The following is a 16,291-nucleotide window of genomic DNA, read 5'->3' as shown; positions in this document are numbered from 1 at the left end:
CGGCATGTTATCGCTCGCAAACGCCGCCTTTTGGCGCTTTTCTTTTACACATGCTGCGTCGCAGCATCAAATGTTGTATTTTTGTTTCGAAATTTGTTTGACGGCGAGCGCCCTGCACGGGCTCGCCATCCTGCGGGAAAACAACACATTCCCGGTTTGGACAGCTGCATCGCAGCGCCTTTGCCGATCTGCAATCCCGACCGTTGAACGACTGAATGACCAAACTGGTATAAGCCTGTCTGAACGGCAACGCTGGTATTGATGATTCGCGCCACCTTATGCGGTTCCGGCCATGTCCAGCTCCGGAACCGGTTTATTGGCGACGATCAAGCTGCAGGCGTGTGGGACGCTTCGTTGATCTTATAGGCGTCATTCCCGGCGACCTCCTTGGTCGCGCCACCCCCCATCGCGGACCGTGCGACCTGCACCTGATTGCGTCCCTTGTCCTTTGCAGCATAAAGCGCATCATCCGCGGCGCGCATCAGGTCCTGAGGCATCGTACCATGCGCCGGATAATGCGCGACCCCGACCGAGATGGTAATGCGCGGCAGCGATTTCTCGCCATACCGGACCGAGATTGCCTCGACCGCCTGCCGCACGTGCTCGGCGCGGGTCAGGGCGTCATCGGGCGCGTTGTCGGGAAGGATCAGCATGAACTCTTCACCGCCAATCCGACAGGCGACCTCATCCCGGTCGCACCCCTGTTCCAGTGCCGAGCCAACGGCGCGCAAAACCATGTCGCCCGCGTCATGCCCGTGCGTGTCGTTGAATTTCTTGAAATGGTCGACATCTACCGCAATCAGACTGAGCGCAGCGCCGGTCTGCTGGCTGCGGCTGATCGCTTTGCGCAGCGTCTCCGTCATGTGGCGGCGGTTGAACAGCCCGGTCAGAGGGTCGCGCACCGACTGGTCATGCAATTGATCTCGCATGCGCACATTGGCGATTGCCATGCTGATCTGTTCGGCGCAAAGCTGTGCCAGTTTCTTACTGTCGTGAAACGCCTCGCCACTGCCCTCATGCGCGCGCAGATGCAGCAGGCCGACGGTCTCGCCATGGGCCAGAATGGGAAAGCAGAAATAGGGCCGACCGTCATGCGGTTCCGCGTGTTCGCAGACAAAATCGATCTCGGACGCGCCGAATTCATAAGTCCGCCCGCGCCGCAGGCCCCAACAGCCTTCGGGGTGGATATGCGCCTTGTGCGACCCGCCGTTCCAGCTGGCGCAGCCATCCAGCACATCGCGCGAGTTCGAGTAGACGTATACGCTGCCCTCGGCCTCGGGCAGGATATGGGTCATGAACCGCGACACCATGTCGAACAGCTCATCCAATGAGCGGCTGGATTGCAGCCATTCGTTCAGTTCTCCCAATAGCCGCACCTCGCGCGCCAGACGCAACTGATCGTCCATCAATGCGCGTTCCTTCGCGGCGCGGCCCCGCAGATCGCGTACCTGTTTGCGATTCGTGCGATAGATCACCAGAATCACCGCCGTCAGCGCCAGCAGTGACACACCGCACAGCACCGCCAGCGACCAGCGGACGCGGGTGATGAACAGATCGCGCTGCGGTGTGATGTCCGAATAGAATTCGATCGCGCCCAGGAACTGACCGTCCTTGATCACCGGCGTATAAATCTCGGCCACGTGACAGGTTTTCTTGCCTGATCCCGCCATCACCTCGTGATTCAGGCCGCTGACTTCAGAGACCGGCTTTTCCTCATGCTTGTAATATGAACCACCCGCAGCGACGATTTCGGTGAAATAGGGCTTGGAGTTAACTGTCCCGACATCCCCCGCGCGCGTTGACCAGAACACGCGGCCCTGACTGTCGAACAGCTTGAACCGGTAGATGTCCGAGGTTTCGGGTAAAAGTTCCAGAAACTCTTCATCATGATCATCCAGAATGCCGTGTTTGAACGTCGCCTCGACATCGTGCAGATGGCTTGCCACCTGTTGGTTCAACTGCGCTGCGCGATGCCGCAGGTCCGATTCCAGCATCCGGTCGACCACCGGGGCCGGGATCGCGTAAATCCCCCAGCCCGCCAGCGCCGTCAGCATCATCAGCATCACCGAGATGCCCGCAACTTTCAGGGCCGAGGTCCGACCCGCCATGTCATTCTGTTTCATAACCCGCGCTCCCACAGCAATGGGATCAGGATGTTTGGCAAGGTTTGACAGAGGGTTAATGGCGTTGGGATGATTATCTAGAATTGATCGGATCACGTTGCAAATTCCTTGCGAACAAGGCGTGAACAAACCCTTTCCCTTCTCGCGCATCCGGCGTAGTTTGGACCCATGAGCAGTTTTGACGAAATGGACGGCTTCGAGGGCGCATCGCTGTCGGCGCGGGCGATGCCTGCGGCGTCTGCCGAGTATCTGAACGACCTCAACCCGGCGCAGCGCGAAGCGGTCGAGCGGTTGGATGGCCCGGTGCTGATGCTGGCCGGGGCGGGGACGGGCAAGACCAAGGCGCTGACCGCGCGGATCACCCATCTGCTCAGAACCCACCGCGTGCGCGAGAACGAGATTCTGGCGGTGACATTCACCAACAAAGCCGCGCGCGAGATGAAAGAGCGTGTGGGCCGGATGCTGGGTCGACCCGCCGAAGGGATGCCTTGGCTTGGCACGTTCCACGCGATCTGCGTCAAGCTGCTGCGCCGTCACGCGGAACTGGCGGGGTTGAAGTCGAACTTCACCATTCTGGACACAGACGATCAGAAACGGTTGCTCAAACAACTGACCCAAGCGGCCAATATCGACGACAAACGCTGGCCCGCGCGGATGCTGGCCGGCATCATCGATGATTGGAAAAACCGCGCCCTGACGCCCGACAAGGTGCCCGCAGCGGATGCTGGGGCCTATAACCACAAGGGCATCGAACTTTATGCCCAGTATCAGACCCGCCTGCGCGAGCTGAACGCCGTGGATTTCGGCGACCTTCTTTTGCACATGGTCACGATTTTCCAAACCCACCCGGACGTGTTGGAGCAATACCAGCGCTGGTTCCGCTACATCCTTGTGGACGAATATCAGGATACCAACGTCGCCCAATATCTCTGGCTGCGCCTGCTTGCCGGGGGGCACAAGAATATTTGCTGCGTGGGGGATGATGATCAGTCGATCTATGGCTGGCGCGGGGCCGAGGTGGGCAACATCCTGCGGTTTGAGAAGGATTTTCCCGGGGCGTTTGTAGTCCGGCTGGAACAGAACTATCGCTCGACTCCGCATATTCTGGCGGCTGCCTCCAACGTCATTCGTGGCAACGAAAGCCGTTTGGGCAAAGAGCTTTGGACGGTGGAAGAATGGGGGGAGAAAGTCCAATTGGCGGGGCGTTGGGACGGTGAGGAAGAAGCCCGATGCATTGGCGAGAAAATTGAGGATCTATTTTCTGGTCGAGCGCCAGAGGCAAAGAGAAGAAGCAACCCCCGTTCTCAATCTTTTCAGCAAGAGTTGGACCGACGTGCAAAAGCCGGTTTGGGAAGGTTAACGCGCCAAGAATTTGTGCGCCAAGCTTTTGAAACAGGGTCTGCCTATTCCGATCTTAAGGTCCAAAACCTTGTGAAACGTTTGATAAGAGACGATCCGAATGCTTCCAACATGTACAAATCAGTATTGGCTAGTCCTGTTGAGAGTTATTCATTCAACGAAATCGCCATCCTTGTCCGCGCCTCGCACCAGATGCGGGCGTTTGAGGATCGGTTTCTGACCATCGGTCTGCCGTACAAGGTGATCGGCGGCCCTCGGTTCTATGAACGGATGGAGATTCGCGATGCCATGGCCTATTTCCGGCTGGTGGTCAGCCCCGAGGATGATCTGGCGTTTGAGCGGATCGTGAACACGCCCAAACGCGGCCTTGGCGACAAGGCGCAGCAGACGATTCAGGTGGTGGCGCGGGAAAACGGCGTGTCTTTGGTCGAGGGTGCGCGGATCGCGGTCGACAATGCTCTGATCAAAGGCAAAGGGGCCAAGGCGCTGCGCGAGTTGATCGACGGGCTGGCGCGGTGGAATGCGATGACGCGGGGGCCTCGGATCGAGGTGGATGATGACACCGTGATCGACGATGGCATCTCACCCATCCGCTATGGCGCGCCCGAGCATACGCATATCGAACTGGCGCAGATCGTGTTGGACGAATCCGGTTACACCGCCCATTGGCAGAACGAAAAGACACCCGAGGCACCGGGGCGGCTGGAGAACCTCAAGGAACTGGTCAACCAGCTGGATAATTTCGAGAACCTGCAAGGGTTTCTGGAGCATGTCAGTCTGGTGATGGATAACGAGCAGGATGGCGACGGGGCGAAGGTCTCGATCATGACGCTGCACGCGGCCAAGGGGCTGGAGTTTCCGGCCGTGTTCCTGCCGGGGTGGGAAGATGGGTTGTTCCCGTCTCAGCGCTCGATGGACGAATCCGGGCTGAAGGGTTTGGAAGAGGAACGGCGGCTCGCTTATGTGGGCATCACCCGCGCCGAGGAAGTCTGTACGATCTCCTTCGCGGCCAACCGGCGGGTTTTCGGGCAGTGGCAGAATTCGATGCCCTCGCGCTTTATCGACGAACTGCCCGAGGAACATGTTGAGGTGCTGACGCCTCCGGGCCTTTACGGCGGCGGGCAGGTTGCGGCCAGTATCGAGACCCGCGCGGCGGAGGCGAATGTTTACAACTCGCCCGGCTGGAAACGGATGCAGGCGCGGCAGGGGCAGTACGGGATGTCTCAGCCAAAAGAAAGCCGGAATACGGTGATTGATGCGACTGCCGTGGCCAGCTTCACGTTGGGCGAGCGGGTGTTTCACCAGAAATTCGGCTATGGCGCGGTGATCGGTATCGAAGGCGACAAGGTCGAGGTCGAGTTCGACAAGGCCGGGGTGAAGAAGGTGGTATCGCGCTTTCTGACCGCCAAGGACGACGTGCCGTTTTGAATTTTTGCGAGGCTCTGCCTCGCGCTCCGAGGTATTTTTGAACAGAAGAAGCAGGGGGCGTTCGCGCCCCTTTTTTGCTTTGGAAAAAGAAAAACGGCGGTTCCCAGGGAGGAGAAGGGGAACCGCCGTTCTTTTCTACATCAGGGCAGGGAGGAGGAAGCCCCGATGTATCCGAACCCGGGTTTGATCCCGGTATGAGGAAGACGCGGCGACGTCAGGGAGGAGGAAGACGTCGCCGCGCGCTTTCAACATCGAGGCAGGGAGGAGGAGAGCCCCGATGTATCAGGTTCCGGCGGTCAGGGCCGGTATAAGGTGCGGCAACGTCAGGGAGGATGAGAGACGTTGCCGCTGAAACACAGGTCCGAAAGGGAGGAGGACGGACCTGATCTCGGTGTATCGTGTCGCGCTTAATGCGCGATCTGCTCTTCGGTGGCCTGCACGGCCAGCCGGCGGATCATCGACCGGTGCAGGCCCAGATCGGCCAGTTCGCGGTCGGACAGGGCCGACAGTTCGTTGACCGTTTGGCGGTACAGGCGATAGCGCGCAACGCGGGCTTTTACGTTGTCAACCAGCGCTGCGATACCGAATGCCGGCGCGCCTTTCAGGGTTGTGTGTGTGCTTGCGACTGCCATTTTCATCATCCGTTCATTCTTGCTGCTGCCGGCATCGTCCGGCGCTTGCTTGAGACTGAAAATAGGCAAATGCTGCGATTGCACAATAGCTGGCGATGTCAATGCTGCTATGCAGCAAATGCATGGATATCAGGATGTTGAGGTAAAGCCCTTGAAAATATGGGTTTTGGAGATGTCTTTTCCCTAGGGTCAAGATTGCGCGCATCAAACGACCCGGGATTGATGCCTGTTGTTTGAGCACGACTTCACGAAATTTGAGCGTTTGGAAAGGCAATCCTGAGAAAGGGAAGGGTACGACTGCGTCGTGAGCGCGCTTTAAACAGGGTTTGAGTTTTTCGTAGTTGGGATCGGCAATTTGATGTGGAAAGGTCAGGATTTCCAGCCTGAAGCGTTCTGCCTGAAATGCGGGCTTGCTGTCGGCTTTCTTTCTTCAATGATGAGCGGTCCCGGGCGTCACCCTTTCATCCAACTGACTTGGTTAGTGTGTCAAATCCCATAAGGCAGTTGGTGGGGTGCGCGTTTGCAATACGCCGAAATCCTCACGCAGTATTTGACATCTGCGCGTCTCAGGATGGACAACGCCCTTTGGTTGCTTTGAAACCAGCACTTTATCCTTTTACGGCTTGGGCATCTTTCCTCCGCCCGTCTGCTGAATGACATGGGTCGACTCATGCGCGGGCAGCATCCCGTTTTTGGCGTCCCCGCCTTTCAGGTGATCGACCACTTTGTCCACTTTTGCCATGGGCATGGGCCGTTCTTCGTTTTGCAGTTGTTTCCTCGTCTATTTTCTGGGACTGCGGCTTGGTATGCGACAGAACTCGGCAACCAGAGCTTTCATTCTCACATAAGTGATATGCTTGTCCGCATTGTGTAGCCAATTCTGGCCGCAGTGGTCTGAGACTATATGAGAGTGGGGTGAACCTGTTACTTTCCCTTTGTTCAGTGCGTCGCGATTTGGGCGAACTCCGCTAATTTAGGAGTGACGGGAAATTATGGGCGCGACCGGGATTCTCATGGGGCTGAGTCCGAAACGAATCGTCAATAAGGCCCATTTTCCAATCAGAATACGGCCGTCACTAAGAAAATCCAAAAATTATTGGGAAATCGTGGGATGCGCGAATTGCCCTGAATTTGATGCACATTTATGCGATGCTTTGATATTCTTATCAATATATGGTGCCCAAGGGTGTTGATTTGGTGTTTTACCGACACCTTCAACACCTGCTCAGCGAGTATAGTCCCAAGATTTCCCTTGATTTCCATAATTTCCCATGCGATCCCTTGTTTACCCGATGAGGGCGAGGACAGTTAAGGGGCGCCAAACGACCCCGGACCAAAAATACAAAAACAGGTTTCATACAGGCATCTCGCTTTCATCACTCAACAGATCCGGCGCGCGGGCGAGCAGACATCCCCCCAGGTGGCGCGCGCAGCTGGACATCCCGCTCAGCGGGTCAATGCGGCGGGTTGATCAGTGGCAGCAGATCAACCCGCCGTTTTTACTTCCGGGGGGAACGTGAATTTCAGGTGGGGCGCAAGCGAAAGGGACAGTCGTCTTGGCGCGCAGGTTTAGAGGCGAAAGCCAGCATAAGGTAGATACGAAGGGCAGGGTCTCGATCCCGGCCTCGTTTCGCCGTGTGCTTGAGGCCTCGGATCCCAACTGGCAGCCCGGTGACAATCCTGAACTGGTGATTGTCTATGGCGACCACCGCCGCAAATATCTTGAATGCTATACCATGCAGGCGATTGACGAGGTCGACGACAAGATCGACGCTTTGCCGCGGGGCTCGATGCAGCGCCGGATGCTGCAGCGTCTGTTCCATGGTCAGTCCTTTCCGACCAATGTCGATGAAACTGGCCGTCTGGTCCTGCCCGCCAAGCTGCGCAACAAGATCGGCCTTGAGGGCGAGGCATTCTTTATCGCCGCCGGGGACACCTTCCAGATCTGGAAACCCGAGACTTACGAGGCCGACGAACTGGCCGCGACCGAGGAATGGCTGGACGATCTGCCCGAGGATTTCGATCCGATGCAGTATCTCGACGGCATCGGGGATGGGTGACGGCATGGCCGGCGCTCAGATCTCATCGAACCCTCACATACCTGTTCTGTTGCGTCCGTTGCTGGCTGCCGTGGCGCCTGTGTCGGGTGTCTGGCTGGATGGAACCTTCGGCGCGGGCGGCTATACGCGGGGCCTGCTGGAGGCCGGAGCCGAGAGGGTCATTGGCGTGGATCGCGACCCGCAGGCCTTTGAAATGGCCGCCGATTGGGCCGGGGATTATGGTGACCGGCTGGTGATGCAGCAGGGTGTGTTTTCGCGCATGGATGAGTATGCGCAGGACCTTGATGGCGTGGTGCTGGACCTCGGCGTCTCGTCCATGCAGCTGGATCAGGCCGAGCGCGGCTTTTCCTTCATGAAAGACGGCCCTCTGGACATGCGCATGAGCCAGCAGGGCGAAAGCGCCGCCGATCTGGTGAATACCGCGACCGAGGCACAACTGGCCGATATCCTGTTCCATTTCGGAGAAGAACGTGCCAGCCGTCGTATTGCCAAGGCCATCGTCAAGGCGCGGGCCGAGGAGCCGATCACCACGACTCTGCGTCTGGCTGAGATCATCGAATCCTGCCTGCCGCGCCCGAAGCCGGGCCAATCGCATCCTGCAACGCGCAGCTTTCAGGGGCTGCGCATCGCGGTGAATGCGGAATACGAAGAACTGTTTCAGGGCCTTATGGCGGCTGAGCGCGCTTTGAAACCGGGCGGACAACTGGCCATTGTGACATTCCACTCCATCGAGGATCGGATGGTCAAGCGGTTCTTCCAATCGCGCGCAGGCAAGACGGGTCGCGCCAACCGCTATGCGCCCGAGATGGCACAGGAACTGCCGCAATTCACGCTCAAGACCCGCAAGGCGGTGGGTCCCGACGATCAGGAATTGCAGGAAAACCCACGCGCGCGCTCGGCCAAGCTGCGCGTGGCGATACGAACTGAGGCTCCGGCGGGGGAAATTGAGGCCCGCGCCATCGGCATGCCGCAACTGGGGGGACGAGGAAGATGAAGAGTATATTGTATGTGTTGACGGCCCTTTCCGTATTCGGGCTAGCGCTTTGGGCGTATCAAGAGAACTACCGAACGCAGCAGGTGCTGAAGGAAACCCAGTCGCTGCAGCGCGAGATTGGAATTGCGCAAGCGCGCCTGGCGGTGCTGAATGCAGAATGGGCCTATCTGAACCGGCCCGACCGCCTGCGGGAACTGGCGGATCTCAATTTCGAACGTCTGGGCCTCTTGCCTCTGCGCGCACAGCAGTTTGGCCGCGCCGATCAGATTGCCTATGGCGAAGACCCCGACCTACCCATCCTCGATCCGCTTGAACTGCAGGAAATCACCGATATTCAGGCGCTGGGCGAGGTGCAATTCCCATGACCCGCACACCGCTCCGCCCGCTGGCCCGCATCCTTGACGCCCGCGCCAAGGGCGAAAACCCCAAGGCGATTGAGCGCGAGAACATCCGCAAACGCCACGAAGACATGAAAGACCGCGCCCGCGCCCGGGCCGAAGGCCGCCTGCTGGTGCTGGGCCTCTTCTTCTTCTGCGCCTTCTCGGTCGTGGGTTTCCGCATGGGCGCGCTTGCGACCTCCGAGGCGCAGGAGCCGCTGGCCAGCGCACCGGGTGCTTCCATCGCGATGCAGCGCGGCAATATTGTCGACCGCGAGGGGCGCATTCTGGCGACCAATCTGGACACCTATTCGGTCTATGCTCAGCCGCCCCTGATGATCGACCCGATTGCGGCTGCCGATCAACTGGTTGCGATCTTCCCCGATCTGGAAAAAGAGCGTCTGGTCAAGGATTTCACCGGCAAGCGCAAGTTCCTGTGGATCAAGAAACGAATCTCGCCCGAGCAGAAGCAGGCGGTGCATGATATCGGCGATCCGGGCATCCTGTTTGGCCCGCGCGAAATGCGACTGTACCCGAACGGCAAGCTGGCCGCGCATATTCTGGGCGGCTCGGGCTTTGGCCGCGAAGGTGTCAGTGCCGCCGAGGTGATCGGTGTGGCCGGTGTCGAGAAACAGTTCGACGACTATCTGCGCGACCCGGCCAACGGCAACAAGCCGCTGCAACTGTCGCTGGACCTGACCGTTCAGGCCGCCGTTGAACAGGTGCTTTATGGCGGCATGAAGATCATGAACGCCAAGGGCGCCTCGGCGGTTCTGATGAACGCGCATACCGGCGAGGTTGTCTCGGCGGCCTCGCTGCCGTCTTTTGATCCCAACGACCGCCCACGCCCGCCGACCTCGGGCTTCGATCCCTCGGACAGCCCGCTGTTCAACCGCTATGTGCAGGGCGTGTATGAACTGGGCTCGGTATTCAAAATCTTTACCGCAGCGCAGGCTGTGCAACTGGGATTGGTGAATTCCAACACGATCATCGACACTTCAGGCCCGATGAAGATCGGCCGTTTCCCAATCGGTGAATTCAACGGCAAGAACTATGGCGAGATCAGCGTGGCTGATGTGATCGTCCACAGCTCGAACCGGGGTACCGGGCGGCTGGCGCTGCAGATCGGCGCGCAGCGGCAGCAGGATTTCCTGAACGCGCTGGGCATGTTCGACCCGACCCCGTTCGAGATTGTCGAGGCGAAGGGCGGCCAGCCGCTCAAGCCCAAGAAATGGGGTGAGCTGAGCACAGTGACCATTTCCTATGGCCATGGCCTGTCGACCAGCCCGATGCATTTGGCCGCCGGGTATGCCGCGATTGCCAATGGCGGGTATTATGTCAGCCCGACCATCCTGCGCCGCAACGGTCCGCAATACGGCCCCCGCGTGATGTCCGAAAACACCGCCAAGCAGGCGCAGAACATGCTGCGCAAGGTCGTCACCGATGGCACCGCCAGCTTTGGTGACGTGGCAGGCTATGATGTGGCAGGCAAAACCGGCACCGCTGACAAGCCCAAGCCCCGCGGAGGCTATTATGATGACAAGGTGATCGCCACCTTCGCCACTATCTTCCCGGCCTACGACCCGAAATACGTGCTAATCGTTACATTGGATGAACCCTCCATCGTCGCCTATGGCGAAAAGCGCCGTACCGCCGGTTGGACCGCCGTGCCCGTCGCCGCCGAACTGATCGCGCGCATTGCGCCTTTGTTGGGCCTCAGACCCCGGCTTGAGCCTGAGGCGCGCGCTGCTATAACGCTGACCTCAAATTAGGCTGTCCGGCGAAAGGTGGGTCATGGGCAATCCGTCAAAGAAACTCAGCGAACTGGCCCTGACCGCACGGGGCGGGGCGAATCCTGACATTACCGGGCTGGCGGTCGATAGCCGCGAGGTAAAGGACGGCTTCCTCTTCGCGGCCCTCCCTGGCACCCGCGTCCACGGCGGAGAGTTCATCCAATACGCCTTGCGCATGGGCGCTGCCGCGATCCTGACCGACGCCAAAGGGGCCGAGATCGCCGCCCAAGAACTGGTCGCCTCGGACGCCGCCCTGATTGTCACCGAAGACCCGCGTCAGGCACTGGCCGGGGCCGCCGCCCTGTGGTTCGGCGCGCAGCCTCAGACCATCGTCGCGGTGACCGGCACCAACGGCAAAACTTCCGTCGCCAGCTTCGTCCGCCAGATCTGGACGGAACTGGACCTTGCCGCAGTCAACCTCGGCACAACCGGGGTCGAAGGCGCATGGACCGCCCCGCTGGCCCACACCACGCCCGAACCGATCACGCTGCATCGCTGTCTGGCCGAGGCCGCCGCGAATGGCGTGACCCATGCGGCGATGGAGGCCTCGTCCCACGGCCTCGAACAGCGCCGTCTGGACGGGGTGCATCTGGCCGCCGCAGGGTTCTCGAACTTCACGCAGGACCATCTGGACTATCACGACACGTTCGAGGCCTATTTCGCCGCCAAAGCGGGCCTGTTCGACCGGGTGCTGCCCGAGGACGGCGTCGCGGTGATCAACCTCAGTGATCCCAAGGGCGCGCAAGTGCGCAAGATCGCCGAGGCCCGCGGACAGAACATCATCACCGTCGGCCCCGAGGGTGCCGATCTTTGCCTGCTGAATCAACGCTTTGATGCGACCGGGCAGGATCTGCGCTTTTCGTGGAAGGGCAAGGTCCATCAAACCCGCCTGAACCTGATCGGCGGGTTTCAAGCCGAAAACGTCCTGCTGGCCTGCGGTCTGGTCATCGCTGCTGGAGAAGACCCCGACCGCGTGTTCGAAACTCTACCGCATCTGTCCACCGTCCGGGGCCGGATGCAGTTGGCTGCGACACGCGAAAACGGCGCTGCGGTGTTTGTCGACTACGCCCATACGCCCGACGCTGTCGCCACGGCGCTGAAAGCGATGCGCCCGCATGTCATGGGCCGCCTGATCGCCATCGTCGGCGCGGGCGGTGACCGGGACGCCACCAAACGCCCGCTGATGGGACAGGCGGCGGCAGAAAACGCCGATCTGGTCTTTGTCACCGATGACAACCCGCGCAGCGAAGACCCGGCCACCATCCGCGCCGCCGTCATGCTGGGCGCGCCCGAGGCCACCGAGGTCGGCGACCGGGCCGAGGCTATCCTGCGCGGCATCGACGCCCTGCAACCCGGCGACGCGCTTCTGATCGCAGGCAAAGGCCATGAAACCGGTCAGATCGTCGGTGATCAGGTGCTGCCCTTCGACGATGTCGAGCAGGCCAGCATCTCGGTCGCCGCATTGGACGGGAGGGTCGCATGACGCTCTGGACCGCAGCCGAGACCGCCGAGGCCACCAAAGGCCGTGCCACCGGTGACTGGCAGGTCAACGGCGTCTCCATCGACACCCGCACCCTGCAACCCGGCGACCTGTTCGTTGCGCTCAAGGCGGCCCGCGATGGTCATGATTTCGTCGCACAGGCGCTTGAGAAAGGCGCGGGGGCTGCGCTAGTGTCCCGCATCCCCGAAGGTGTGTCCGACGATGCACCGCTGCTGATCGTAGATGACGTGTTGCAAGGGCTCGAGGCGCTGGGCCAAACCGCCCGCGCCCGGACGAATGCGCGCGTGGTGGGCGTCACCGGCAGCGTCGGCAAGACCTCGACCAAGGAAATGCTGGCCAGTATTCTGGAAACCCAAGGCAAAACCCATGCCAGCGTCGCCAGCTATAACAACCATTGGGGTGTCCCGCTGACACTGGCCCGGATGCCCCGCGACACCGAATTCGCCGTGATCGAGATCGGCATGAACCATCCGGGCGAAATCGCCCCGCTGGCTCGTCAGGCGCAGCCGCATGTGGCGCTGGTGACGACCGTCGCGGCGGTGCATCTGGAAGCGTTCGAGGACGTGGCAGGCATCGCCCACGAAAAGGCCGCGATTTTCGACGGACTGAAGAAAGACGGAGCCGCCATCGTCAATGCCGATATCGACCACGCCGACATCCTGCGCGACTGTGCGCAAGCCAAAGGCGCGAAGATCGTCGAATTTGGCCGCGCAGCACAGGATTATGCCCTGACCGAGGTGGAGCAGGGGCCGGACAACCTGCAGGCGCAAGGAGCAGTCAGCGGCAAGCCCATCCAATTCGAGGTGCAATCGGCGGGAACACATTTCGCCATGAACGCTCTGGGCGCTCTGGCGGCTTGCGTCGAGATGGGGGTCGATCTGGATCAGGCCATCGCGGGCCTGCGCCGTTGGTCTCCGGTCAAGGGGCGCGGCGTGCGCGAGGTGATCGCGCTGCTCGAGGGACAGATCGAATTGCTGGACGACAGCTATAACGCCAACCCGACCTCGATGGAGGCTGCTCTGGACGTGCTGGCCGCATCCCAAGGCAAACGCAAGATCGCGTTTCTGGGCGATATGAAGGAACTGGGTACGCAGGAACAGGCGATGCATGCCGCGATGGCGGATGTCGCGGCAATGGCGCAGATCGATCAGGTTCATTGTATTGGCCCTCTGATGCAGGCGCTGCATCAGGCGATGCCCGAAGGCAAACGGGGGCTTTGGGCTGAGACCAGCGCCGAGATGGCCGCGCACCTGCCCGAACTGATCCGTGATGGTGATGCGGTGTTGGCCAAGGGCTCGCTCAGCATGGCATTGGCGCAGATTGTTGACGCTCTGCGGAAAATGGGGCAAGTGCGCGCGTGATCCATGCCCGGTGCGTAAGAAAGGTATTGGTATGCTTTATTGGTTAACCGCCCTGTCGGACGGAGGCGATTTCTGGAACCTCTTCCGCTATATCACCTTCCGCGCAGGGGGCGCCTTTCTGACCGCGCTGATCTTTGGGTTCATCTTCGGCAAGCCTTTGATCAACGTGTTGCGTCGCAAGCAGGGCAAAGGCCAGCCGATCCGTGATGATGGTCCCGAGGGGCATTTCTCGAAGGCCGGAACCCCCACCATGGGCGGGCTGCTGATCGTGGGCGCGCTGGTGACCTCGACTCTGATCTGGGCGCGATGGGACAATCCTTATGTCTGGATGGTGCTGTTCGTGACGCTGGCCTACGCGGCCATCGGCTTTGCTGACGATTATGCCAAAGTCTCGAAGCAAAACACATCGGGTGTGTCGGGCAGAATGCGGTTGGCGTTGGGTGTGTTGATCGCAGTGTTAGCGGCGCTTTGGGCAACGTTGCACCACCCGGCGGATCTGCAAAACCAACTGGCGCTGCCGATCTTCAAGGACACGCTGGTAAACTTGGGGGTGTTCTACATCCCGTTTGCAATTGTGGTCATTGTCGGCGCGGCGAATGCGGTGAACCTGACCGATGGTCTGGACGGGTTGGCGATCATGCCCGCGATGATCGCGGCCTCGACCCTTGGCGTGATCGCCTATGCGGTGGGGCGGGTCGACTTTACGGAATATCTCGACGTCCATTACGTGCCCGGCACGGGTGAGATCCTGATCTTTACAGCTGCATTGTTCGGCGGAGGGCTCGGGTTCCTTTGGTACAATGCTCCACCGGCAGCGGTGTTCATGGGCGACACCGGATCGCTGGCCCTGGGCGGCGCGCTGGGCGCCATCGCCGTGGCCACCAAGCACGAGCTGGTTCTGGCCGTGGTCGGCGGTCTGTTCGTCGTCGAAGCGCTGAGCGTGATCATTCAGGTGCTCTATTTCAAGCGCACGGGGCGGCGGGTGTTCCTGATGGCTCCGATCCATCATCACTATGAGAAAAAGGGCTGGGCGGAACCGACCATCGTCATCCGCTTCTGGATCATCTCGCTGATCCTCGCGATGATCGGGCTGGCGACGCTGAAGGTCCGGTAACGCTCCCGCCGGGTTCGGAGGGCCTGCGGCCCCCCTGCCACCCGTTGGGCCCGGCTCGCGCTGTCGCGCGAGCCTGAACCCGCCCTTGCCTTTGGCAAATCCTTCGGTGCAGGGTGGCGCAGATTTCTAGGCGATGAAGGTGGGCGGCATGATCCCGGTCAAAGGGTTTTCAGGACAGAAGGTTGCAGTTCTGGGGCTGGGTCGGTCGGGCCTGACCACCGCGCGGGCGCTGCGCGCAGGCGGGGCCGAGCCGATCTGCTGGGATGACAACCCCGCCGCGCGTGAGGCTGCCGAGGGTGAAGGCTTCGCCTGCGCCGATCTGCGCCGTCACGGGGCGTTTGAGGGGGTTGCGACGCTGATCGTCTCGCCCGGTATCCCGCATCTTTATCCCTCGCCCAACCCGGTTGTGGCCGCCGCTTTGGACGCGGGTGTGCCGGTCGACAATGATATCGGTCTTTTCTTTCGGTCCTTCGCCGGACCGGAGTGGAACAATTACGACACCCCGCCGCGCGTCATTGCGGTGACCGGCTCGAACGGCAAATCGACCACCGCCGCGCTGATCCACCATATTCTGACTGAGGCGGGGCGCGACTCGCAACTGGCGGGCAATATCGGGCGCGGCGTTCTGGATATCGGCCCGGGCGGTGATGGCTCGGTCGTGGTGCTTGAACTCAGCAGCTATCAGACCGAACTGGCCCGCGCGCTGACCCCGGATGTGGCGGTATTCACCAATCTCTCGCCCGATCATCTGGATCGCCATGGCGGCATGGGCGGCTATTTCGCCGCCAAGCGCCGCCTGTTCGCCGAGGGCGGACCCGATCGCGCCGTGATTGGTATTGACGAGGCCGAGGGCGCGTTTCTGGCCGGGCAACTGGCCGAAGGCCCGACGGATGACCGGGTGATCCGCGTCTCGGTGGCGCGCAAGCTGACCGCGCCGGGCTGGCAGGTCTTTGCGCGCAAAGGATACCTGGCTGAATACCGTAAGGGCCGTCAGGCGGGCTCTATCGATCTGCGTGGCATCAAGGGCCTGCCCGGCACGCATAACCACCAGAACGCCTGCGCAGCTTATGCTGCCTGCCGGTCGCTGGGCCTCGCGCCCCGGGTGATCGAGGATGCGCTGCACTCCTTCCCCGGCCTGCCGCATCGCAGTCAGATCATCGCCGAGGCGGGCGGGGTGACCTATGTGAACGACTCCAAGGCCACCAATGTCGACAGCGCCCTGAAAGCGCTGAGCGCGTTCAAACAAATCCGCTGGATCTGCGGTGGGCTTGAGAAAGAGGGCGGGCTGGCAGCGTTGAGCCAAGTCAGCGATCATGTGGTCAAAGCCTATGTCATCGGGCGCGAGGCTGCGAATTTTGCGTTGCAACTGGCACCCGAAACTCAGGTCTGTACGACCATGGCCGCCGCCGTCGAACAGGCAATGTCAGAGGCACAGCCCGGTGAGACTGTATTGCTGGCTCCTGCGGCGGCCAGTTTCGACCAATACGACAATTTCGAACAGCGCGGAGAGGACTTTGCCGTTCAGGTCAAACAACGGTTGGCTGGTTAG

Annotated in this window: 12 protein-coding genes; 9 read left to right on the top strand and 3 right to left on the bottom strand. The window is 60.7% G+C overall.

Annotated features, from left to right (window positions below; all coding sequences use genetic code 11):
• Nucleotides 1-326: 326 nt before the first annotated feature.
• Nucleotides 327-2,123, bottom strand: a complete 1,797-nt coding sequence (locus ACRZ9X_RS06725; protein ID WP_480517083.1) for a sensor domain-containing diguanylate cyclase — start codon at nucleotides 2,121-2,123, stop codon at nucleotides 327-329.
• A 168-nt stretch (nucleotides 2,124-2,291) separates the two neighbouring features.
• Between ACRZ9X_RS06725 and ACRZ9X_RS06720 the strand changes: the two genes are divergently transcribed.
• Nucleotides 2,292-4,910 (top strand): ATP-dependent helicase, encoded by a 2,619-nt coding sequence (locus tag ACRZ9X_RS06720; RefSeq protein ID WP_480517081.1) that lies wholly within the window; start codon nucleotides 2,292-2,294, stop codon nucleotides 4,908-4,910.
• Nucleotides 4,911-5,317: 407 nt separating this feature from the next.
• Here the strand turns inward: ACRZ9X_RS06720 and ACRZ9X_RS06715 are convergent, their stop codons facing one another.
• Nucleotides 5,318-5,542 (bottom strand): DUF1127 domain-containing protein, encoded by a 225-nt coding sequence (locus tag ACRZ9X_RS06715; protein ID WP_480517079.1) that lies wholly within the window; start codon nucleotides 5,540-5,542, stop codon nucleotides 5,318-5,320.
• A gap of 616 nt (nucleotides 5,543-6,158) precedes the next feature.
• Nucleotides 6,159-6,290 (bottom strand): hypothetical protein, encoded by a 132-nt coding sequence (locus tag ACRZ9X_RS06710; RefSeq protein ID WP_480517077.1) that lies wholly within the window; start codon nucleotides 6,288-6,290, stop codon nucleotides 6,159-6,161.
• Nucleotides 6,291-7,098: 808 nt separating this feature from the next.
• Here ACRZ9X_RS06710 and mraZ point away from each other — a divergent pair.
• From mraZ to murD, 8 genes are all read left to right on the top strand, one after another.
• On the top strand, nucleotides 7,099-7,602 hold the full coding sequence (gene mraZ, locus ACRZ9X_RS06705; RefSeq protein WP_480517075.1) for a division/cell wall cluster transcriptional repressor MraZ: 504 nt from the start codon (nucleotides 7,099-7,101) through the stop codon (nucleotides 7,600-7,602).
• Nucleotides 7,603-7,606: 4 nt separating this feature from the next.
• Nucleotides 7,607-8,596: a 16S rRNA (cytosine(1402)-N(4))-methyltransferase RsmH gene (rsmH, locus tag ACRZ9X_RS06700; RefSeq protein WP_480517073.1), complete on the top strand. Its 990-nt coding sequence runs from the start codon at nucleotides 7,607-7,609 to the stop codon at nucleotides 8,594-8,596.
• On the top strand, nucleotides 8,593-8,961 hold the full coding sequence (gene ftsL / locus ACRZ9X_RS06695; RefSeq protein ID WP_480517071.1) for a cell division protein FtsL: 369 nt from the start codon (nucleotides 8,593-8,595) through the stop codon (nucleotides 8,959-8,961). Before rsmH ends, ftsL begins: the two co-directional genes overlap by 4 nt.
• Nucleotides 8,958-10,745, top strand: a complete 1,788-nt coding sequence (locus tag ACRZ9X_RS06690; RefSeq protein WP_480517069.1) for a peptidoglycan D,D-transpeptidase FtsI family protein — start codon at nucleotides 8,958-8,960, stop codon at nucleotides 10,743-10,745. The genes ftsL and ACRZ9X_RS06690 overlap by 4 nt, the downstream gene beginning before the upstream one ends.
• A 22-nt stretch (nucleotides 10,746-10,767) precedes the next feature.
• Nucleotides 10,768-12,249: a UDP-N-acetylmuramoyl-L-alanyl-D-glutamate--2,6-diaminopimelate ligase gene (locus ACRZ9X_RS06685; RefSeq protein WP_480517067.1), complete on the top strand. Its 1,482-nt coding sequence runs from the start codon at nucleotides 10,768-10,770 to the stop codon at nucleotides 12,247-12,249.
• The gene (locus tag ACRZ9X_RS06680; RefSeq protein WP_480517065.1) at nucleotides 12,246-13,628 is read left to right on the top strand and encodes a UDP-N-acetylmuramoyl-tripeptide--D-alanyl-D-alanine ligase; all 1,383 of its coding nucleotides are present in this window, start codon (nucleotides 12,246-12,248) and stop codon (nucleotides 13,626-13,628) included. Before ACRZ9X_RS06685 ends, ACRZ9X_RS06680 begins: the two co-directional genes overlap by 4 nt.
• A gap of 31 nt (nucleotides 13,629-13,659) precedes the next feature.
• Nucleotides 13,660-14,742 carry a phospho-N-acetylmuramoyl-pentapeptide-transferase gene (mraY, locus tag ACRZ9X_RS06675; RefSeq protein WP_480517063.1) on the top strand — a complete coding sequence of 361 codons (1,083 nt, stop codon included), beginning with the start codon at nucleotides 13,660-13,662 and terminating at the stop codon, nucleotides 14,740-14,742.
• A 148-nt stretch (nucleotides 14,743-14,890) separates the two neighbouring features.
• A complete protein-coding gene (gene murD / locus ACRZ9X_RS06670) occupies nucleotides 14,891-16,291 on the top strand; it encodes a UDP-N-acetylmuramoyl-L-alanine--D-glutamate ligase (protein WP_480517061.1) in 1,401 nt (466 codons plus the stop codon).

The sequence above is a fragment of the Ruegeria sp. AL1 genome, assembly GCF_056540905.1.
This window is presented reverse-complemented; position numbering and strand designations above follow the sequence as displayed.